This is a genomic window from Sphaerimonospora mesophila (genome assembly GCF_001417795.1).
In the GTDB taxonomy this organism is placed as follows: domain Bacteria; phylum Actinomycetota; class Actinomycetes; order Streptosporangiales; family Streptosporangiaceae; genus Sphaerimonospora; species Sphaerimonospora mesophila.
Genome location: NZ_BCBX01000039.1, coordinates 220,887 through 241,699 on the forward strand (window position 1 = coordinate 220,887; position 20,813 = coordinate 241,699).

18 protein-coding genes, 2 tRNA genes and 1 pseudogene are annotated in these 20,813 nt (G+C 71.2%); 6 read left to right on the top strand and 15 right to left on the bottom strand.

The features are described 5' to 3' along the window. The first annotated feature begins 41 nt into the window (after positions 1-41). Positions 42-1,568 carry an ATP-dependent DNA ligase gene (locus AP234_RS21300; RefSeq protein WP_055481439.1) on the top strand — a complete coding sequence of 509 codons (1,527 nt, stop codon included), beginning with the start codon at positions 42-44 and terminating at the stop codon, positions 1,566-1,568. 35 nt (positions 1,569-1,603) lie between these two features. Here the strand turns inward: AP234_RS21300 and AP234_RS21305 are convergent, their stop codons facing one another. Further along, positions 1,604-2,185 carry a DUF1707 and DUF4870 domain-containing protein gene (locus tag AP234_RS21305; protein WP_055481440.1) on the bottom strand — a complete coding sequence of 194 codons (582 nt, stop codon included), beginning with the start codon at positions 2,183-2,185 and terminating at the stop codon, positions 1,604-1,606. Between the two features lie 165 nt (positions 2,186-2,350). On the opposite strand from AP234_RS21305, the gene AP234_RS21310 reads away from it, so the two are divergent. After that, positions 2,351-2,701 carry a hypothetical protein gene (locus AP234_RS21310; RefSeq protein WP_055481441.1) on the top strand — a complete coding sequence of 117 codons (351 nt, stop codon included), beginning with the start codon at positions 2,351-2,353 and terminating at the stop codon, positions 2,699-2,701. 11 nt (positions 2,702-2,712) lie between these two features. Here the strand turns inward: AP234_RS21310 and AP234_RS21315 are convergent, their stop codons facing one another. From AP234_RS21315 to AP234_RS38795, 5 genes are all read right to left on the bottom strand, one after another. Then, a complete protein-coding gene (locus AP234_RS21315) occupies positions 2,713-3,777 on the bottom strand; it encodes a DUF4192 domain-containing protein (protein WP_055481442.1) in 1,065 nt (354 codons plus the stop codon). A gap of 159 nt (positions 3,778-3,936) precedes the next feature. Further along, positions 3,937-4,725 carry an EI24 domain-containing protein gene (locus AP234_RS21320; protein WP_235558296.1) on the bottom strand — a complete coding sequence of 263 codons (789 nt, stop codon included), beginning with the start codon at positions 4,723-4,725 and terminating at the stop codon, positions 3,937-3,939. A gap of 10 nt (positions 4,726-4,735) precedes the next feature. After that, positions 4,736-5,323 carry a Maf family protein gene (locus AP234_RS21325; RefSeq protein WP_083502297.1) on the bottom strand — a complete coding sequence of 196 codons (588 nt, stop codon included), beginning with the start codon at positions 5,321-5,323 and terminating at the stop codon, positions 4,736-4,738. A 31-nt stretch (positions 5,324-5,354) separates the two neighbouring features. Then, on the bottom strand, positions 5,355-6,227 hold the full coding sequence (locus AP234_RS21330; protein WP_055481443.1) for a hypothetical protein: 873 nt from the start codon (positions 6,225-6,227) through the stop codon (positions 5,355-5,357). Between the two features lie 279 nt (positions 6,228-6,506). Next, positions 6,507-6,902 carry an MFS transporter gene (locus tag AP234_RS38795; protein ID WP_235558297.1) on the bottom strand — a complete coding sequence of 132 codons (396 nt, stop codon included), beginning with the start codon at positions 6,900-6,902 and terminating at the stop codon, positions 6,507-6,509. Between the two features lie 10 nt (positions 6,903-6,912). Between AP234_RS38795 and AP234_RS21340 the strand changes: the two are divergent. Both AP234_RS21340 and AP234_RS21345 read left to right on the top strand, forming a co-directional pair. Beyond that, a pseudogene (locus AP234_RS21340) lies at positions 6,913-7,491 on the top strand (GlxA family transcriptional regulator); the annotation flags it as partial. Between the two features lie 9 nt (positions 7,492-7,500). Further along, positions 7,501-8,064 (top strand): GNAT family N-acetyltransferase, encoded by a 564-nt coding sequence (locus AP234_RS21345; RefSeq protein WP_055481445.1) that lies wholly within the window; start codon positions 7,501-7,503, stop codon positions 8,062-8,064. A gap of 45 nt (positions 8,065-8,109) precedes the next feature. Here the strand turns inward: AP234_RS21345 and AP234_RS21350 are convergent. The 5 genes from AP234_RS21350 to AP234_RS21370 form a co-directional block, all read right to left on the bottom strand. After that, positions 8,110-8,182 (bottom strand) — tRNA-Ala (locus AP234_RS21350). 130 nt (positions 8,183-8,312) lie between these two features. Continuing rightward, complete coding sequence (locus AP234_RS21355) at positions 8,313-9,803, bottom strand: ATP-binding SpoIIE family protein phosphatase (RefSeq protein ID WP_055481446.1); 1,491 nt, start codon at positions 9,801-9,803, stop codon at positions 8,313-8,315. 15 nt (positions 9,804-9,818) lie between these two features. Beyond that, a complete protein-coding gene (locus AP234_RS21360) occupies positions 9,819-10,484 on the bottom strand; it encodes a class I SAM-dependent methyltransferase (RefSeq protein ID WP_055481447.1) in 666 nt (221 codons plus the stop codon). Between the two features lie 283 nt (positions 10,485-10,767). Continuing rightward, complete coding sequence (locus AP234_RS21365) at positions 10,768-11,397, bottom strand: hypothetical protein (RefSeq protein WP_235558298.1); 630 nt, start codon at positions 11,395-11,397, stop codon at positions 10,768-10,770. A gap of 255 nt (positions 11,398-11,652) precedes the next feature. Next, positions 11,653-11,725: transfer RNA gene (locus tag AP234_RS21370), tRNA-Ala, on the bottom strand. 105 nt (positions 11,726-11,830) lie between these two features. Here AP234_RS21370 and sigJ point away from each other — a divergent pair. Then, positions 11,831-12,790, top strand: a complete 960-nt coding sequence (gene sigJ, locus AP234_RS21375; RefSeq protein WP_055481448.1) for an RNA polymerase sigma factor SigJ — start codon at positions 11,831-11,833, stop codon at positions 12,788-12,790. Continuing rightward, positions 12,787-13,947, top strand: coding sequence for an NAD(P)-binding protein (locus AP234_RS21380; protein ID WP_055481449.1), 1,161 nt, complete (start codon positions 12,787-12,789; stop codon positions 13,945-13,947). Before sigJ ends, AP234_RS21380 begins: the two co-directional genes overlap by 4 nt. A 132-nt stretch (positions 13,948-14,079) precedes the next feature. Here the strand turns inward: AP234_RS21380 and narI are convergent, their stop codons facing one another. From narI to AP234_RS21400, 4 genes are read right to left on the bottom strand one after another with little or no spacing between them, the layout of a single operon-like run. Continuing rightward, positions 14,080-14,814 carry a respiratory nitrate reductase subunit gamma gene (gene narI, locus AP234_RS21385; protein WP_055481450.1) on the bottom strand — a complete coding sequence of 245 codons (735 nt, stop codon included), beginning with the start codon at positions 14,812-14,814 and terminating at the stop codon, positions 14,080-14,082. After that, the gene (narJ, locus tag AP234_RS21390; RefSeq protein ID WP_235558299.1) at positions 14,811-15,485 is read right to left on the bottom strand and encodes a nitrate reductase molybdenum cofactor assembly chaperone; all 675 of its coding nucleotides are present in this window, start codon (positions 15,483-15,485) and stop codon (positions 14,811-14,813) included. Before narJ ends, narI begins: the two co-directional genes overlap by 4 nt. After that, positions 15,482-17,137 (bottom strand): nitrate reductase subunit beta, encoded by a 1,656-nt coding sequence (gene narH, locus AP234_RS21395; RefSeq protein WP_055481451.1) that lies wholly within the window; start codon positions 17,135-17,137, stop codon positions 15,482-15,484. The genes narJ and narH overlap by 4 nt, the downstream gene beginning before the upstream one ends. Beyond that, entirely contained in the window at positions 17,137-20,799 is a 3,663-nt protein-coding gene (locus AP234_RS21400) for a nitrate reductase subunit alpha (RefSeq protein ID WP_055481452.1), read from the bottom strand. The genes narH and AP234_RS21400 overlap by 1 nt, the downstream gene beginning before the upstream one ends. Between the last annotated feature and the right edge of the window lie 14 nt (positions 20,800-20,813).

Sequence of the window (20,813 nt, forward strand, 5' to 3'; positions counted from 1 at the left end):
TCCCGTGGCCGGACCCGGCGGTCGTGAGGCAGGATTACGGTGTGTTGCTGATCGACCTCGCCCGCACGTCGGCGGCCGTCGCCGTGGACCGGGCCCGTACGGCCAAGATCGGGCACCTGGCCGAGCTGCTGAGCCGGGTAAGACCGGACGAGGCGGAGATCGCGATCGCCTACCTCGCCGGTGAGCTGCGGCAGCGTCAGATCGGCGTGGGCTGGCGGAGCCTGCGTGACCTGCCCGAGCCGCGCCAGGTCGCCACGATGACCCTCGACCAGGTCGACGCGCTGCTCCAACGGATCGGATCTCAGGCCGGCCCGGGCTCGCAGGCGGCACGCCGGGGGCTGCTCACCGAGCTCTTCGCCGCGGCCACCCGGCAGGAGCAGTCGTTCCTGAAGCGGCTGCTGACGGGAGAGCTCCGCCAGGGCGCGCAGGGCGGCGTGATGGTCGAGGCGATCGCCAAGGCCGCGCAGGTCCCCGCCGCCGAGGTCCGCCGCGCGCTGACCCTGCGCGGCTGGCTGCCCGCGGTGGGGGCGGCCGCGCTGCGCGGCGGCGTCGCGGCGCTGCGCGCGTTCCGCCTCGAGGTGGGGCGCCCGGTCGCGCCGATGCTCGCGCAGAGCGCGCCGAGCGTCGCCGCCGCGCTGGAGAAGATCGGGGGGCCGGCCGCGATCGAGTGGAAGCTCGACGGGGTGCGGGTGCAGGCCCACCGGCGAGGCGAACAGGTGACGGTGTTCACCCGGACGCTCGACGAGATCACCGCTCAGGTCCCCGAACTGGTCGAGGCCGTCGCCGCACTGCCCCACACCGACCTGGTGCTCGACGGCGAGGTGATCGCGTTGCGGCCCGACGGCCGCCCGGAGCCCTTCCAGGTCACCTCCGGCCGGGTCGCGAGCAAGACCGGGGGCGACGAACTGCGTGCGGCGGTGCCGCTCAGCGTCTTCTTCTTCGACGCGCTGCGCGTCGGCGGGGCCGACCTGCTCGATCTGCCGGACGAGGAGCGGCACGCCGCGCTGGAGGCGGCCGTGCCGGCGGAGCTGATCACCCCGCGCCTCGTCACGGCCGACGCGGAGGAGGGCGAGGAGTTCTTCGCCGACGCCCTGCGGCGCGGCCACGAGGGCGTCGTGGTGAAGTCGCCGCGCACGCCGTACGCGGCGGGGCGGCGCGGAGCCGGTTGGATCAAGGTCAAGCCGCGGCACACCCTGGACCTCGTGGTGCTGGCCGCCGAATGGGGCAGCGGCCGGCGCCAGGGGTGGCTGTCCAACCTCCATCTGGGCGCCCTCGACCCCGAGAACGGCGGCTTCGTGATGCTCGGCAAGACCTTCAAGGGGCTGACCGACAAGCTGCTGACCTGGCAGACCCAGCAGTTTCTGCGGCTGGCCGAAGGCCCGGCCGACGACTGGGTGGTCACGGTCAAACCCGAGCTCGTCGTGGAGATCGCCTTCGACGGCGTCCAGCGGTCGAGCCGTTATCCGGGCGGGATGGCGCTGCGATTCGCCCGCGTGCTGCGCTACCGGCCGGACAAGCGGCCCGACGAGGCCGACACGGTCGAGGCGGTCCGCGCGCTCCTGCCCTGAGCGGCCACCTGTTTCACGGGCTCACCGCATCGGCTTCATTTCACCAGGCGGAGCGTCATCGGATAGCGGAACTCGGTGCCGGAGACGGCCGACACCCCCGCGACGATGGACAGCACGAACCACAGGACCCAGATGACCGGGATCAGGATGATGCCGACGACGGTGAACGGCAGCAGGATCGTGGCGCCCAGCACGGTGAGCTGGAAGTTCAGCGCCTCCACCGCCTGCCTCCTGACATACGGCGAACCACTGCCCGCCACCAGCATCATGATCAGCGGGCCGATCACGACCAGGCCGGTCAGCGCCAGCAGGTGCGCCCCGGCCCCGAGAAGGCGGTCGCGGGATTCGGCGGCCGGCCCGGGATAGGTCGGCGGGGGCGGCACGTAGGCGGGGCGTGAGCCGTACAGGTCGGTCATTATCGGCATGAGGTCCGCGTGCGTGCGCGCGGTCATGGCCCGATCCAGCCGCTCGTCCATCTCGATCTTGTCGATCCTGCCCGCCGCGAAGGCCGCCTTCACGTGCTCGACCACCTGATCACGGTCCGCGTCGGACACGCGTAGCTGCGGGTGCGGCACGGGCCCGTGCCCCTGCCACCGTGGTTTCGCTGCCGCCGGCATCAAAGCATCGCCTTCCGTCAGTGGCCGTCAATGGTCGTGACCGGCCCTATCTCGAGTCTGCCTCCATCTTCGGCGAGGCGGAGCGTGCCGGCATCAGGGAAATCCCCGACATGGCCCGGAGAAGTCCTTAACGCGTTCGTGATTGCGGGAAGGTATAAAAACGATATGGGATGGCGAGATCGCTACGGCCTGAGACGACGGCGCGGACCACGTGTCGCCAAGTTCGACCGCTCGGCGACCGATGAGGACATCGAGGCGCTCATCGAGTTCGCCAAGACCCGGCGCGGTGTCGAGTTCTACGTCGAACCGGAGACCTTCGCGACCGAGACCACGGCCGTCGCCGTGGCGCACGACGGGGAATGGACCCGCCGCCGTGTCGGAGCGCCGGCGGTGATCGGCAAGGTCGCCAGAGATCTCGCGCTGCCGGTCTACGACGTGCAGCTCACCGGCTATCCTGCACGGATGCGGGCCTACAACGAACGGCGTCGCCAGGCCGAGAGCGGGGAACCCGCCTAGGCATCGCCGGCTCAGCCCGCCAGCGCGGACGGTTCCTCCCCCAGCAGAGCGCACAGCGGCGCCAGCCATCCCGAGTTGGGCGGGCCCATCTCGATGTCGATGTCCTCGGGTGAGGGCATGCGGTCGCGTAACGCGTCCGGCGGCAGCAGATGCGCCAGCGCCTGCCGCAGCAGGATCGCCATGGAGTAGCCGGGGTCGGCGGCGAGCGCCCGGTCCAGGGCCATGCTCGCCAGCGCGCAGTCTCCCGCGCGCCAGGCAGCGGCGGCCAGCAGTGAGGCGGCGGGAGCGACGCAGCACGGCTCCAGCCTGCGCGTGAGGTCCCGCCACAGGATCGAATGCGCGTCGCGGTCGTCGAACAGCGCCCACGCCTCGTCCCGTATCCGGATGACCGCGAGATCGAAGCCGAGGCGGGCCGCCTCGTCGTCGTCCAACCGGCCGCCGGAGGCGTACCTCTCGATCGCGGCCCGGACCCGGGCCAGGCCGTCGGCGACGAACACCGCGGCGAATCCGTCGGTGGGCGTGCCCGCTCCGGCCAGCCTGGTGCGCAGGTCGGCCACGACGCGCCGGGTGGCCTCCCGCATGGCCGCTCCGCCGGACGGTTCGAGCGAGCGCCTCAGGCTGACGCGGTCGGGCAGCGCGACCAGCCCGTGCACGACGGCCTCGGCGGCCACGTGGCTGAACTCCGGGTCGTACGGCGTGCCATCGGCCGGACAGCAGGCCGGGTCGGCGCACGCGTACGACCAGTAGCGGCCCTCGTCCGCTCGCAGCGCCTCGGCCACGCCGATGCCGGCCTGCGCGAGCCGCCGCATGACCTCGTCGACGGCGGGCGTCACGAGGCGGCCCGAGCCGTACCCGACCACGATGGCCATCGTGACCTGCTCGCGCCGCAGCAGCGGGACGAGCGGGTCGAGATCTCCGGGACGGGACGGCAGGTCCCATCGCGTGCTCAGCCGCAGCGCCCGCCCGGCGAAGCCGGTGACGACGAGGCTGTCGGCGGGATGGAACCCGATGAGGTACGGCACGGCGGCGAGGATGTCCGCCGGAGTGGAGAGCACGAGTTTCCGTGTAGCGGTCATGGGGCCAAAGCCTGCCCGCCGGGCTCCCCCGCTCTCCCCCCGAACGTCCCGCTGTGGAAAATCCCGGCCACCCCACCCACACAGATCGGTCGGAATCCACCCGCCCTGTGGAGAACCTCCCCACGAGCCGTCGACGCCCGCCGTCGCGGCGGACACCGCTCACGGCGTGGGCCGCGCCAGGTGCAGGCGGACGAGCATGGCGGCGCCGGCCACGGCGGCGGGCATGAGTGCCACGCTGACGAGCGGCACGAGGAAGGCCAGGAAGATGGGGACGCCGAAGCCGAGCGAGACCGCCTTGTTCGAGCGGAGCAGGGCGAACCGCTCCTTGCGTGCGAGGCCCCGGCGTTCCATCGCCAGGGCGGTGAGCTCCACGGTGAGGAAGAAGCCCGAGACCATCGCGCCGAGCACCGGCACGACGGTCTGACCGATCACCGGCACGAATCCGAGCACGAACAGCGGGATCGTGAACATCAGGACATACCCGAGCGTGATGATGCTGTCTCGGATGGACCGGAAGAACGACCGCCAGAAGGGCTGGTCCGGCCCGTCGGGCAGCCCACCGAGGTCCTCCTCCACCTTCTCCGAGAGCTTCTCGTAGAACGGTTCCCCGATGACCAGCGTCACCGCCGTGAACGTCAGTACGGCGAGGCCGAGACCGGCCACGAAGACGACGATGCCGGCGAGGACCCGGAACGTGTCGCGCCAGCCCCAGTCGTCGGCGAAGGGCGTGGCCCAGGCGGCGATGTCACCCGCGTGCGTGCCGAGCCAGATCAGCGCTACCACGTAGAGAACGAGCGCGATCAAAGCCGGGATCAGGCCGAACAGCCACCATTTGGGATGCCTGACGATCCAGCCGAGTCCCTTGAAGCAGTAGCCGATCCCGTCGGCGAAACCACCCAGACCACGCCGCCCGGACGCACCGGTACCGTGCCGATCATTCCCGTTCACGCGGGGCAGGCTACCGCCAAAGGCGCGTGACGGGCACCCCGAGATCGGCGAACAGGCGCCGGAGCAGGGGCAGCGAGATCCCGAGCACGTTGCCGTGGTCGCCGTCGATGCCGTCGACGAACCAACCACCGAGGCCGTCGAGGGTGAACGCCCCGGCGACACGCAGCGGCTCCCCGCTGGCGACGTACGCGGCGATCTCGTCGTCACTCGGCGTGCCGAACCGCACGACGGTCGAGCCCACGGCCGAGGCCATGCCGCCTCCCGCCACATCGATGACACAGTGCCCGGTCAGCAGCCTGCCGGTCCTCCCCCGCATCATCCGCCAGCGGCGCACCGCCTCCTCCGGCGAGGCGGGCTTGCCGTACGCGACGCCGTCGAGTTCGAGCACGGAATCGCAGCCGATGACGAGGCCGTCGCCGAGGGTCCGGGACACGGCGGCGGCCTTGGCCTCGGCCAGGGCGAGGCAGAGGTCTCCCGGGGTGTCGGCGGTGACGGCCTCCTCGTCCACCCCGCTGACGATCACCTTGGGGTCGAGCCCGGCGGCGCGCAGCACGCCGAGCCGGGCGGGTGAGGCGGAGGCAAGCACGAGCTCGGTCACACCGGGCAGCCTACCGGCCACGGGTGGACCGCTAGTCCTTCTTCTTCTGCAGCACGTGGATGGAGGACATCACCTTGTAGATGTCCTTCCAGTACTTCTTCTGACTGTCGGGGATCGAGACGAACACGAGGGCGGGTTTCTTGCCGGGGATGTCGACCAGGGCGACCGCCGCCATCGACGTCCGCTTCTTGCCCTTGATCGTGTAGTTCACGCGGTATCCCAGCAGCCAGCCGTCCCGCCTGCCGACCTTGAGCGGCTGGGAGGCCGACCAGGCGATCGTCGCCCCGGAGGGTTGATGGTTGAGCGTCCAGCGCGCCGCGAGGAAGGCGGTGTCGCGCAGGCTCTCCTGCACGGGGATGGGGACGGGGCAGGAGACCAGCATCCCGCGGAACTCCGATCCCCGGATCGCGGGCAGCATCTGGCGGGAGGCGAACGGCTTGCCCCTGGCGGCCTTCCACGCCTTGGCGAACCGCGGGAAGGCCACGCCGGAGCGCTGGTCCTTGATCAGGCCTCGGGTGGCGGTGGTGCGGCCCGGCAGCCGACGCAGCTTACGGGTACTCGCGGACAGCGCCGGCACCCTCGGGTCCGATAACGCGGCGTCCATCGCGCTGCGTCCCCCGGACGGCGACCGGGCCGCCGAGGGCGTGGGGCTCGGCGTAGCGGAGGTCGTGGGCGAGGTGGTGCCGTCCGGGCCGGCCGTCGCGGCCAGGGCCCCCACGGTCGGCTCCCCCGTCGGATCCGCGGTCTGCCCGCTGGTCGGGGCCGGGGTGCGCCGGACGTCCATGACGTCCGCCGCCTCGGCGCGGGGAGCGGGCTCGTCCCCGCTGAGCAGCACGACGGCCGCGGCCGCGCCCACCACCACGACGGCGGCGGCACCGGCGATCACTCGATAGACCACGCGCATCGGCAGATCGCCGAGCCCCCTGCCGGAACTCGACGGCGGTGGAGCCTCAGGGACCGTGATCTTCGGGAGAGGTGTCGTCTCCGCCTCGGCCGCGATGTAAGTGGGAACAGCCTTATTCCCATAGTCCCCAGGTGCCACGTTCGGGAGCGTACGGCATATGCCCCTATGTCCGGGCACGATCCCTGTCACACTTCGGGAACGCCCGTCTCCGCAGCGGCACGGATCACCGGATCGGCTCCACGGGGCCGTGGGTTCACGGACGGGTTCACGGGACGGGGCTCACCGGACCGCTTCACGGGACCGGGACGGCGGCCGGACGGCCCTGCCGTACGTTCGAGACGATCCGGGCCGACATGAGCGCCGCGAGCAGGCACAGAGCGCGATGAGCTGCCGGCTCGCGGTCATCGGCACGGTCAGGCCACTGCCGGTCGAGACCAGCAGCAGCGCGGCCGAGACCACCCGGCGCATGCCGAACCGGTCCATCAGCGCCGCGGCGAACGGAGCGCACAACCCGTAGAGCATGAGGTTCACCGAGACCGCGAGCGAGATCGTCCCCTTGGTCCAGCCGAACTCGTCCTGCAGCGGGTTGATCAGAACACCCGGGGTGGCGCGGAAGCCGGCGGCTCCGATGATGGCGACGAAGGCGACGGCCGCCACGATCCAGGCCCGATGCACCGCTCTAACGCTGTTCCCGCGCGTACGGCTCGATCCCAACGTGCTGTTCGTGGACGCCGGCGACATCCTGACCTCCGCCGGAGTCGCAGCGGGCATCGACCTGTGCCTCCATGTCGTCCGGCGCGACCACGGCAGCGACGTCGCCAACCGGGTGGCCCGGCGCTGCGTCACGCCGCCGTTCCGGGAAGGCGGCCAGGCCCAGTTCATCGAGCGTCCGCTGCCTGACCCGGCGGGCACCACCACGACGCGGACGAGAGCCTGGATGCTGGAGAACCTGGCCGAGCCGGTGGACCTCGCGGCCCTGGCCGGGCACGCCCGCATGAGCGTGCGTACCTTCACCCGCAGGTTCCGCGAGGAGACCGGGCTGAGCCCGACCAGGTGGCTCACCCGGCAGCGGGTGGAGCACGCCCGTCACCTGCTGGAGACGACGGACCTGCCGGTGGACGAGATCGCGAGGAGATCCGGGTTCGGCACGACGGTGTCACTGCGCCAGCACCTGCACACGGCCGTCGGCGTCTCTCCGCAGGCCTATCGCCGGACCTTCCACACGCCCGGCGGCGATGGGCGACCTGCGCGCCCGCGAGGTTAGGATCACGACGTGTTGCGTCCCGTTTATCCCCTGATCACCGAACGTCTCGTACTACGCCCGTTCACCGACGACGACTTCGACGACGTGTACGCCTACCATTCGCGGCCCGAGGTGGCCCGCTATCTCTACTGGGAGGCCCGCGACCGGGAACAGGTCCGCACGGCGCTGGAGAGGATGACGACGCAGACCACGCTGACCGAGGAGGGGCAACTCCTGCTGCTCGCGGTCTACTGGCCCGAGGCCGGGGCCGTGGTCGGCCAGGTCAACCTCGAGTGGCTCAGCCAGGAGAACCGCCAGGGCGAGACGGGATTCGTCTTCAACCCCGACTACCACGGCAAGGGCCTGGCCCGCGAGGCGGCCGAGGTCATGCTGCGCCTGGGCTTCGAGGAGCTCGGGCTGCACCGCGTCATCGGCCGCTGCGACCCGCGCAACGAGCCGTCCTGGCGTCTGATGGAACGACTCGGCATGCGACGCGAGGCGCACTTCGTACAGAACGAGATCTTCAAGGGCGAGTGGGGCGACGAGTACGTCTACGCCATGCTCGCCGAAGAATGGCGGACCCGCCGGAGGTGACCACGATGAAAGGCGGGGAACGAAACCTTCCCCGCCTCGAACCGGTGGAGCTATGGGGACTCGAACCCCAGACCCCCTCCATGCCATGGAGGTGCGCTACCAGCTGCGCTATAGCCCCTCGCACCGCTGCGATCGCGGCGCCACGCCAGTGTATAGGACTTCGCGACCGCATCCCAACGTGATCCCGGACATGGCCTCGGACATCGCCTCGGACGTGACCCCGGACGTGATTAAGTGCGCGTGCCGGATCACGGTCCCCTGGAGGCGGTCTCGGCCGGCAACTGCATCGAGAACCAGACGGTCTTGCCGCCGGCGACCCTGGTGGTCCCCCAGCGTTCGGCGAGCTGGCTGACCAGGTAAAGCCCCCGGCCGTACTCGTCGAGCAGGCCGGGCTCGTGCAGCGCGGGCATCCGGTGGTCGTCGTCGCTCACCTCGCACAGCAGCACATCGGTGCGCAGCAGCCTGATCGTGATGGGCCGGGAGGTCCGGCGCACCGCGTTCGTCACCAGCTCGGACGCGAGGAGCTGCGCCACCGGGACCATCTGTTCGAGCCCCCAGGAGGTCAGCGTGCGGCTGACCAGGCCGCGCACCCGCGCCGGGGTCATCGGCTGCGGTTCCATCAGCCACTGGGCGACGTGTTCGCTCGGGATCCCGCGGAACCTGATGGCCAGCAGCGTGACGTCGTCGGCATGGACCGCGGGCAGCACCCGGTCGCACATCTCCTCGATCGGAGCGGGCCGGGAGAGCTTGCCGCGCAGCTCCTCGACGCTCTGGCCGATGTCCCTGCCGCGCTCCTCCACGAGCCCATCGGTGTAGAGGACGAGCATGCTGCCGTCGTCCGCCGCGATCTCCATCGTCTCGTACGGCGTGCGGCCGAGACCGATCGGCGGGCAGCGTGGCGGGAACAGCACCTCCGTCCGGCCGTCCGATCCGATGAGGACGGGCGGCGGATGCCCGGCGCTGGCGATCGTGCAGCGGCGCAGCACGGGGTCATAGACGCAGTAGACACAGGTCGTGAGCGTCTGGTCGGCCAGCCGCTGCGCGATCTCGTCGAGCGAGTGGAGCACCTGCTCGGCGGGCAGATCGAGCGAGGCCAGGGTCTGCACCGCCGTACGGAGCCGGCCCATCACCGCGGCGGCGGCCGGGCCGTGGCCCATGACGTCGCCCACGACCAGGGCGACCCTGCTGCCCGGAAGCGGGATCACGTCGAACCAGTCGCCGCCGACCCGTTCCGCCGCCGGCCGGTAGCGGAAGGAGATGTCGACCCCGGGCAGATCGGGCGGGCTCTCGGGGCGGATCCCCCGTTGGAGGATCTCCACGGTCTCGAGCTGCTGGCGGTGCAGCCGCTCATGGAAGATCGTGAGCGCGGCGGGGACACCGAACTGGCCCGCCACGAGCACGTCTCCCTCGTCGAACGGCGGGCGCGCCCGGTCCCTGGCGAACAGGGCGCAGCCGACCGGCTTGCCGTACGCGCGCAGCGGCACGGCGATCAGATGCTCATCGAGCAGCTCAGGACCGCGCGGCAGCTCGCCGGACCACCGGTGCGGCAACCTTCGCGCCGGGTCGACGCGGTGCCGCGCCTCGCCCTCGACGTAGACCGCGGCGGCGTCCGCCAGCCTGGGGACCGCCACCTCGCACAGCAGCCGTGCCGCCTCCTGCGGGCTCGGGCTGTCGCCGATCGCCTGTACGGCCTGGCCGAGGTAGGCCAGCTCGGTGAAGGTGTCCCCGTCCCACGACACGGGTCATCCCGCCGTTCAGAATCCGTCGCTGCGGCAATTGAGGAACAGCTGGATTTCCGGCGGTGCCTGGGTGGTCGCCGGGGCATACGAAATGTGATTCTGTGAGAGCACAGTGAAACCGGCGGCCTCGACGACCTCGCGCAACTCGTCGCGCAGATATCCGGTCACCCGGACCGGGGCGCCGAGAAACTGGAAAGGAACGTCGTCGAGGTCGATTTCCACCATGCTCAGCGAGAGCAGACCGCCGGGTGCGAGCACCGTGCGCAGGTTGGCGAGCGCCTTGCCGATCTCGGCGCGGGGCAGCATGAGCAGGCTGAAGAAGGCCGCGACGGCGTCGAACGTGCCGAGCGAGGTGTCGAGGTCGAGGACGTCGACCTCGAGGAACGTGCCCACGGGAACGTTCTGCCTGGCCAGGTCCAGCATCACGGGCGAGATGTCGATGCCGACGACCTCGCATCCGGCGTCGGCGAACTGCCGTGCCGTGGGCGACCCGGTGCCGCAGCCGACGTCGAGGACGCGGGCGCCCGGCTTGAGTTGCTTGATCATCCACTCGCCGGCGGCGACCTGGCCGTCCTTGTGGGGGAAGGCCTCGTCATACCGCGAGCCGATGCGATTGAACGCCTCGGCCTGGAGCACCCGGTACTCGTGACCGAGGCCGCCCGACCCTGATTCGATTGTCATCCTCGCCGCCAACTGATCAGCTGTCTTTACCTTCTCTTAAATAGGGGTCCTCGACGGGCAAAGTCAAGCCATTCCACAGCTAGTTTGATATTTAACCAGTTCTCCGGTCAGAGATCACTGTCAAGGACAAGTGATCACTACGTCACCCTCCGCCGCGTCACTCCGCGGCCACCTCCATGACCTGCGCGTTGCTCCACTCGGTGCGCCGGCAGAGAAAAGCGCCCACCCCCGGGGGCTGGGGGTGGGCGCGTCGCCACATGCGGCCGAGTCGCCGCGGGCGGCCTCACTTGAGGATCGGGAGCCGCTTGACCAGGGCGGTCCGGCCCCACCAGGCGCCGATGCCCAGGGTGTCGCCGGCGTTCGCCATGGCCAGACCGGCCAGCACGATCGCGTAGACGATGTGCTCGTCCATGAAGGGGTTGGTGACCAGGGGCAGCGCCGCGGCCCACATCAGGACCATCATCAGACCGCCGGCGACCGCCGCGATCCGCATCCCCGCACCCACGATGAGCGCCCCGCCGACGCCCAGCAGCCCGAGCATGAACAGCAGGTCGACCCAGCCCTGACCGGCCAGCCCGCCGAAGAACCCGCCGAGCGCGTTGTCGGCCGTGCCCTTCAGGAAACCGGTGGTCGGGCTGCCACCCTGGACCCAGGCCCTGTCGGCGGGAGTGGCGAACCCCCAGCCGAAGGTCTTGTCGAGGAAGGCCCACAGGAACACCCAGCCGAGGGCGATCCGGGCGAGCGCCCAGGCGTAGGCGGCGGGTCCGGTGCGTGCTCCGTCCGTTTCACGCTTACGGCCGGCGGCCGGGTCCACCGGGATCCGGGTGACGGGGACGGTGTGCCTGCCGGTCTCGGTGGCAGGGGGAACGACACCGGCGTTGTTCCTCTGGCGACGTCCTTCGATGGTGGCCATGACCGGCCCCTTTCCTTCGCTTTGCGATTCCTTTGTTCGACGCCTTAATCACATCGCTTCCGGCGTCCGGATCGCAGAGCCGTACGGCTCGTCCGCGGCGCACCCGAGGTCCCGACCTGGCCGGGACCTTCGGCCCTGGGCCGTCCCCCACGGGGCGGAAGAGCGCGGGTGGAAGACCACGGGCGAGAACCACCCGAAGACGCCGAAGAGCCGCCCCCGGTCGGAGGCGGCTCTTCGTCCGCGTTCATATGTGTGTGGAGCTATGGGGACTCGAACCCCAGACCCCCTCCATGCCATGGAGGTGCGCTACCAGCTGCGCTATAGCCCCTTGCGATTGCGAGCCCAGTGTATAGGAGTCCGTGCGAGTGCGGTAATCGGCGCGAGCCGCCGCCGGGATGTCACATCCGAGCGAGCGTGATAGGTCTGCACTCATATGACCGCTGACCTGTTCACCCAGCATCGCGGCCTGCTCACGGGCGTGGCGTACCGGATCCTCGGCAGTGTCGCCGACGCCGAGGACGTGGTCCAGGAGACCTGGCTCCGCTGGTCGGAGGTGGATCACGCGAAGGTGACCGAACCGAAGGCGTACCTCATCCGCGTGACGACCAACCTCGCCATCGACCGGCTGCGCCGGGTCAGGGCCCGCCGCGAAGCGTACGTCGGGCCCTGGCTGCCCGAACCGATCATCACGACGGCGGACGCGGCAGAGCGCGCCGAGCTGGCGGACAGCGTCGAGCTCGCCCTGCTGGTCGTCCTGGAGACGCTCTCGCCGTTGGAGCGGGCGGTGTTCGTGCTGCGCGAGGCCTTCGGCCTCCCCCATGCCGAGATCGCCGAGGTCGTGGGACGGGGCGAGCCGGCCGTGCGGCAGCTCGCCCGCAGGGCCCGAGAGCACGTCCGCGAGCGCCGGCCCCGGTTCGACGTGGACCGGGGCGAGCGCAGGAGGATGACCGAACGGTTCCTGGCCGCCTGCGTCGAGGGCGATCTCGAAGGGCTGACGTCGCTGCTGGCCCGGGACGTGACGCTGGTCGGTGACGGCGGCGGTAAGGCGAAGGCGCCGCTGCGCGTGCTGTACGGCGCCGACCACGTCGCCCGGTTCATGGCCTCTCTTGCGGGCGAACGCAGCCTGCGGCGACTGCGGCGGGCGTTCGCGGCCCCACCATCCGGCGGGCTCGCGGCGGAGATCGGACCGGCGGGCTTCGGCGTGGAGATCACCGATGTGAACGGCGGTCCGGCCGTGCTGGTGACCGTCGGCGGAGTGGTGATCACCATGCTCTCGCTGGTCGTGGAGGACGGCCTGATCACCACCGTCTACCTGGTCGCCAACCCCGAGAAGCTGAGTCGTCTCCGGTCGATGTCACATCCGCGGGAGCCGGGTGCGTCCGGACGGGCATGAGCGACAACAACACCATCACCGTCGTCGGCGGCGGACTCGCCGGTCTGACCGCCGCCATCGCCTGTGCCGAGGGCGGCGCGAGCGTCACCCTGTACGAGGCGCACCGCACGCTGGGCGGCCGCGCGCGGTCGTCCGCCGAGCCGTACGTCGCCGACGACGGCCCGCACGCTCTCTACGCCGGCGCGTCCCTCCGCTGGCTGGCGGAACGCGGCCTGGCCCACCCGATCGTCACCCCGGGCGTACGGGAACTGCGCCGCGTGCGGTTCCGGCACGCGGACCGGGTCATCGGGCGGCCCCCGCTGAGCCTGTTCCGGATGATCGCCCGGCGGGGGATGACGGCCCCGGTCGACGAGGCGTTCGGCCAGTGGGCCACCCGGCACTTCGGCGCCGAGGCGGCCAGGGCGGTCGGCGGCCTGCTGGGCGTGGTGACCTTCGAAGCCGACCCCGGGAGGCTGTCGGCGGCCTTCGTCTGGGAGCGGTTCCGGCGGGTGACCGCCCTGCCCCCGCAGGCCCGCTACGTCATCGGCGGGTGGGGGCGCCTGATCGGGCGGATGGCCGAACACGCCCGCGCGCTGGGCGTCCGGATCGAGACCGGCTCCCGGGTCGACCGGCTCCCGGACGGCCCGGTCATCGTCGCCACCTCGCTGGACGCCGCCCGGGTGCTGCTCGGCGACGAGACCCTGCGCTGGGAGAGCGGCCGCGCCGTCCTGCTCGACCTGGGCGTACGGCGAGAGCGGGCGGACCTCTTCTTGGTCTCGGACCTGGACGAGGGCGGTTTCCTGGAGCGCTGCTCGCTGTCGGACCCGACGCTCGCTCCGCCCGGGGAGAGCCTCGTGCAGTCGCACATGCCGATGCGGGCCGGCGAGTCGAAGGCGCAGGCCCTGGACCGGCTCGAACGGCTGGCCGATCTCGGGATGCCGGGCTGGCGCGAGCGGGTGACCTGGCGCCGCGACGGTGTGGCGAACCGGCGGACCGGCGCGCTCGACCTGCCGGGGACGACCTGGCGCGACCGGCCGGCCATCGACCGCGGCGACGGCGTCTGGCTGGCCGGTGACGGCGTCGCCGCTCCCGGCCTGCTCGGGGAGGTCGCGATCAACAGCGCGGTCTCCGCCGCGCGGGCCGCGCTGTCGGCGCGCCCCCGCGTCCGGGCCGCCTGAGCCGCTCGGGCAGGCGCTTGTAAGCAGGCGAAGGGCCCCTCCCCGTGCGGCTCCGGGGAAGGGCCCGGTCAGGTCCGCCGTGCCGTACCGGCGCGTGAGCGGCGACAGGGTTCCGGTACGGCACGGCGGGCGTCAGGGACGCCCGATCGGCTCCCAGCCGCGGCGCGGCGGGCGGGAGCCCGCCACGTCCTCGCGGCTGCGGTAGACGATGTACGGACGGGTCAGATAGCCGACCGGTGCGGTCAGCATGTGCACCAACCGGGTGAACGGCCACGCGGCGAACAGCACCAGCGCGCTGAGCGCGTGCAGCTTGAACAGCAGCGGGGCGCCCGCCATCAGGCTCGCCTCCGGCTGGAGGTAGAAGACCGACCGGAACCACGGGGAGATCGTGGTGCGGTAGTCGTAGCCGCCGCCGACGATGTTGGCCATGACGGTCGCGGCCAGCCCGAGCAGGATCGTCAGCGCGAGCAGGGCGTACATCAGCTTGTCGTTGCGTGTGGTGGCGGTGAACACCGGGCCGACGGTGCGGCGGCGGTAGATCAGGATGACCATGCCGGCGACCGTGCAGACGCCCGCGATCGTGCCGAGCACGACAGCCACGATGTGGTAGGCCTCCTCGCTCACCCCGACGGCCTCGGTCCAGCTCTTGGGGATCACCAGGCCGCCGATGTGACCGAGCAGCACCACGAGGATGCCGAAGTGGAACAGCGGGCTGCCGATCCGCAGCAGCCGCGACTCGTACATCTGGGACGAGCGGGTGGTCCAGCCGAACTTGTCGTACCGGTAGCGCCAGACGTGGCCGAGCACGAAAACGGTCAGGGACACGTACGGGGCGACCACCCACAGCGTCACGTCGAGAGCGTTCATCGGGTTCCTCCCCGTGCCATACCGGCGGCGTTCAGGCCGGCGCTGTCCAGGCTCGCGTCCAGGCCGAAGGGCTCCAGGCCGACCTCCTCGGCCGGCGGTCCCTCCGCTGCCAGCCGCAGGGCGGCCGCGCGCTCGCGCGCGGTGGGCTCGGGCAGCGTGGCCAGCACGGCGGCGACCACCTCGGCGTACGGCGAGGCCTCGGTGCGCAGCGCGTGCAGCAGGGTCTCCAGGCCGGCGCGGTGTTCACGCAGCAGCCGCCCGGCCGCCTGGGTGGCGCCCCGGCCGGACAGCTCACAGACCACGGCCAGGTGGTCGGGCAGCTCGTCGGCCACCTCGAACCCGGCCTCCCGATAGGCGTGCTTGAAGCGCAGCAGGGCCATGCCGCGCTTGCGCGTGTCGCCGTAGGTGTAATAGGTGAGGTACGGGCAGCAGCGCCGCTTCAGGTCGAATATCGCGACGTAGTGCGCGGCAAGCTCGGGCAGCGGGGTGGCGGCCACGTGGTCGAGGAAGGCGGTCAGCCGGGCGGCGGCCTCCCCCGGCCCACCGCCGGCCGGCAGCCCGGCCACGGTCCGGGACAGCACGGGCAGCGCCTCGACGAGCCCCTCGTCGGGGTAGCCCAGCAGCACCGACGCCGCCATGTGCACGTTTCGCATGGCCTGGTCGCCGCTCACGGCTTCTCCTTCCGCTTCGGGAACAGCCCGTCGGGTGTGCCCTTGCCGTCCCAGTTCAGCAGGTTGACCCGGCCGCGCAGTTCGTCCGCCCGGCCGAGATCGTCGGTGGCCTGGCGTTCCTTCAGCGCGTGGAAGTTCTCCACGGCCACCGGCGCCGGCCCTCCGGACGCCTCGCCGAACGGCCCGCCCATGCCGGGGCCGCCCTCGTAGTCCAGACTGCATCCGGTGGCGAGCTCCTCCAGCTTGGCGCCCTGCTCGGCGTGCGCCTTCGGGATGACGTACCGCTCGTCGTAGGCGGCGATGGCCAGCAGCCGGTACATCTCCTCGATCGTCGCGCCGGTCATCCCGACCTCCGCCGCGATCGACTCGTCGCGCTCCCGGCCGAGGTTGATGTCCCTCATGTAGGCCCGCATCGCGGCGAGGCGGCGCAGCACGGCGCGGACCGGCTCCGGGTCGCCGGCGCTGAAGATCTCGGCCAGGTAGCCGATGGGGATGCGCAGCGCGTCGATCGCGCCGAACAGGTTGCCCGCCTTCTCACCGTCGTGACCGGTGTTGGTCAGCACGTCGACCACGGGCGACAGCGGCGGGACGTACCAGACCATCGGCATCGTGCGGTACTCGGGATGCAGCGGCAGGGCCACGCCGTACTCGAAGATCAGCTTGTGGATCGGCGAGCGCCGCGCCGCCTCGAGCCAGTCCTCCGGGATGCCGGACTCGCGGGCCGCGGCGATCACCTCGGGGTCGTGCGGGTCGAGCATGACGCTCTTCTGCGCCTCCAGCAGCGCCTTCTCGTCCTTGACCGAGGCGGCCTCGGCGACCCGGTCGGCGTCGTAGAGGATCAGCCCGATGTAGCGCAGCCGGCCGACGCAGGTCTCCGCGCACACGGTCGGGATGCCGACCTCCACCCTCGGGTAGCAGAACGTGCACTTCTCGGCCTTGCCGGTCCGGTGGTTGAAGTACACCTTCTTGTACGGGCAGCCCGTCACGCACATCCGCCAGCCGCGGCAGCGGTCCTGGTCCACCAGGACGATGCCGTCCTCCGAGCGCTTGTACATCGCCCCCGACGGGCAGGAGGCGACGCACGAGGGGTTGAGGCAGTGCTCGCAGATGCGCGGCAGGTAGAACATGAAGGCCCGCTCGAACTCCAGCTTGACCTCGTCCGACACCTTGCGCAGCACCGGGTCGGCCGGCGCCAGCTCGGGGGCCCCGGCCAGGTTGTCGTCCCAGTTGGCACTCCACCTGATCTTCGTCGGCTCGCCGGTGATGAGCGACCTGGGCCGGGCCACCGGGGTGTCCTCGCTCACGGGGGCGGAGAACAGCCGGTCGTAGTCGTACGTCCACGGCTCGTAGTAGTCGTTGATGGACGGCATGAGCGGGTTGGCGAAGATGGTCAGCAGCTTGCGCAGCCGCCCGCCGGCCTTCAGCCGCAGCCGTCCGTTCTTGCCGAGCTCCCAGCCGCCCTTCCACTTCTCCTGGTCCTGATAGGTGCGGGGGTAGCCCTGGCCCGGCCGGGTCTCGACGTTGTTGAACCAGACGTACTCGGTGCCCGCCCGGTTGGTCCAGGCCTGCTTGCAGGTGACCGAGCAGGTGTGGCAGCCGATGCACTTGTCCAGGTTCATCACCATGGCGAGCTGCGCCATAACCCTGGTCATCAGTAGTCGACCTCCTGGGAACGGCGGCGGATCACCGTGACCTCGTCGCGCTGGTGGCCGGTCGGGCCGAGATAGTTGAAGGCGAAGGAGAGCTGGGCGTAGCCGCCGATGAGGTGGGTGGGCTTGAGCAGCAGCCGGGTCAGGCTGTTGTGGATGCCCCCGCGGCGGCCGGAGGTCTCGCTCTTCGGCACGTCCACGACCCGCTCCTGGGCGTGGTACATGTACACGGTGCCCTCGGGCATCCGGTGGGAGACCACGGCCCGGGCCACGACGACGCCGTTGCGGTTGACCGCCTCCACCCAGTCGTTGTCCGAGATCCCGGCCCTGGCCGCGTCCGCCGGGCTCATCCAGATGGTCGGGCCGCCGCGCGACAGCGTCAGCATCAGCAGGTTGTCCTGATATTCGGAGTGGATCGACCACTTGGAGTGCGGCGTCAGATAACGTACGGCGATGCCGTCGCCGCCGGTGGCGGCGTCGACCAGCGCGGCCGTGTTCAGCGGCGGCCGGTAGACGGGCATCGTCTCGCCGGCCTCCTGCATCCAGTCGTGGTCGAGGTAGAAGTGCTGCCGCCCGGTGAGCGTGTGCCAGGGCTTGCGGTGCTCCAGGTTGATCGTGAAGGCGGAGTAGCGCCGCCCGTCGGTCTCGCTGCCCGACCACTCGGGCGAGGTGATCACCGGGACCGGGCGGGCCTGGGTGTCGGCGAAGGTGATCCGCCGGTGCTCGTCGGCCAGGCCGGACATGTCGGTCCCGGTGCGCCGGGCGAGCGTGGCGAACCCCTGGGCCGCCAGGTGGCCGTTCGTGGTGCCCGACAGCGCGAGGATCGTCTCGCACATCTGCACGTCGGTGGCGAGGGACGGCCGCCCCTCGGCGACACCGCCGTGCACGGTCCCGTTGGTCCGGCGCAGCCGGTCGACCTCGGCCTCGACGTCGAACGTGACGCCCTTGGTCGTGGCGCCCAGCTTGTCGGCCAGCGGCCCGAGCGCCGCCATCTGCTCGGCGATCGCGCCGTAGTCCCGCTCCACCACCACGATCTTGGGGAACGTACGGCCCGGCGTGGGCGCCTGGCCGGTCTCCCGCCAGTCGTGCACCGTCCCGTGCGGGTTGGCCAGCTCGTCCGGGGTGTCGTGCAGCAGCGGAGCGGCCACGAGATCCTTGCGCACCCCCAGGTGGGTGCGGGCGAGCGCGCTGAACGCCTTGGCGATCGCGTGGAAGGCGGCGAAGTCCGTACGGGTCTGCCACGGCGGATCGATCGCCGGGGTGAACGCGTGGACGAACGGGTGCATGTCGGTCGACGACAGGTCGTGCTTCTCGTACCACGTGGCCGCCGGCAGCACGATGTCGGAGAACAGTGTGGTCGAGGTCATGCGGAAGTCCAGCGACAGCAGCAGGTCGAGCTTGCCGCGCGGCCCCTCCTCACGCCAGGTCACGTCCACGGGCCGCTGGTCGGGCCCCAGCTCCTCGGCGCGTACGGAGGAGTCGGCGCCGAGCAGGTGACGCAGGAAGTACTCGTTGCCCTTGGCCGAGGACCCGAGCAGGTTGGCACGCCAGACCGTCAGCACCCGCGGCCAGTTCTCCGGCGCGTCCGGATCCTCGCAGGCGAAGCCGAGCTCGCCCGCCTTCACCCGTTCCGCGATGTACGGCCCGGGCTGTCCGCCGGCCGCCTCGGCCTCGTCGGCGAGATCCAGCGAGTTGCGGTCGAACGTGGGATAGGACGGCATCCAGCCCATCCGGGCCGACTGCGAGAGCAGGTCGACGCTCGTCTTCCCGTTGAACACGCCCGAGCCGAGCGGCGAGGCGACCACGTCGGCGGTGTGGGTGTCGTAGCGCCACTGATCGGTGTGCAGGTAGAAGTAGGCCGTACCGATCATCTGCCGGGGCGGCCGGTTCCAGTCGAGGCCGAAGGCCAGCTGTGCCCAGCCGGTGATCGGGCGGCACTTCTCCTGGCCGACGTAGTGCGCCCAGCCGCCGCCGTTGACGCCCTGGCAGCCGGTGAGCGTCACCAGAGCGAGGAACGACCGGTACATCGTGTCGGAGTGGAACCAGTGGTTGGTGCCGGCCCCCAGGATGATCATCGATCGGCCCCCGGACTCCTCGGCGTTCCGCGCGAACTCCCGGGCGATCCTGGCCGCTGCGGCGGCGGGCACCGAAGTGATCTTCTCCTGCCAGGCCGGTGTGTACGGCACGGCCGGGTCGTCGTATCCGGCCGGCCACTCCCCCGGCAGCCCGTCGCGGGCCACGCCGTACTGCGCGAGCAGCAGGTCGAAGACCGTGGTGACGAGGTGGCCGCCCACCCGCCGGACCGGCACGCCGCGGCGCAGCACCCCGCCGTCCCCGGCCTCCTCCTCCGCCGCGTCGAAGCGCGGCAGCGAGACGGGCACGGCCTCGCCCGCTCCGATCAGGGTCAGCGTGGGGTCGACGTCGCCGAGGTCGAGGTTCCACCGGCCCTGCCCCTCGGCCGAGTAGCGGAAGCCGAGTGAGCCGCCCGGCACGACGGGCTCGCCGGTCCCCCGGTCCAGCAGCACGGTCTTGAACGCGGCCTCCTCGCCCTCCTCGCCGAGATCCGCCGCGGTGAGGAACTTGCCGGGGACGTAGCCGCCCCCGTCGTGCTCGCGGAGCCGTACGAGAAAGGGGAGATCGGTGAACCGCTTGACGTAGTCGGCGAAGCGCGGCGTCTCCCGCTCGACGAAGAACTCCTTGAGGATCACGTGTCCCATGGCCATGGCCAGGGCGCCGTCGGTGCCCGGATGCGGGGCGAGCCACTCGTCGGCGAACTTGGCCGCGTCGTTGTAGTCGGGGGCGAGCACGACGACCTTCTGCCCGCGGTAACGCGCCTCGGCCATGTAGTGCGCGTCCGGGGTACGGGTGACCGGGACGTTGGAGCCCCACAGCATCAGGTAGGCGGCGTCCCACCAGTCGGCCGACTCCGGCACGTCCGTCTGGTCGCCGAACACCTGGGGCGAGGCCACCGGCAGGTCGGCGTACCAGTCGTAGAACGACAGCATCGTGCCGCCGATCATCGACACGAACCGGGCGCCGACGGCGTGGGAGGCCATCGACATGGCCGGGATCGGGGAGAACCCGGCGACCCGGTCGGGGCCGTAGGTCTTGATCGTGTGCACGTGCGCCGCGGCGATGATCTCGGTGGCCTCGTCCCAGGTCACCCTGACCAGCCCGCCCTTGCCGCGGATGGACTGGTAGCGGCGGCGCTTGTCCGGGTCCGAGGTGATCTCCGCCCAGGCCGCCACGGGGTCGCCCAGCCGCGCCTTGGCCTCGCGGTACATCTCCACGAGCACGCCCCTGGCGTACGGGAAGCGCACCCGGGTCGGCGAGTAGGTGTACCAGGAGAACGCCGCGCCGCGCGGGCAGCCGCGCGGTTCGTACTCCGGCCGGTCGCCGCCCACACTGGGGTAGTCCGTCTGCTGCGCCTCCCAGGTGATGATCCCGTCCTTGACGTACACCTTCCAGGAGCACGAGCCGGTGCAGTTCACCCCGTGGGTGGAGCGCACCACCTTGTCATGGCTCCACCGGTCCCGGTAGAACACGTCGCCCCGGCGGCCCCCGATCTGGTGCAGCGTCCGCAGGTCGTCGCCGACCTGGCCGCGCCGCAGGTGCCGGCCGAGCTTCACCAGGGCGTCGTCGACCGGCCCGTCTATCCTCGACATCTATGTCCTCTTTC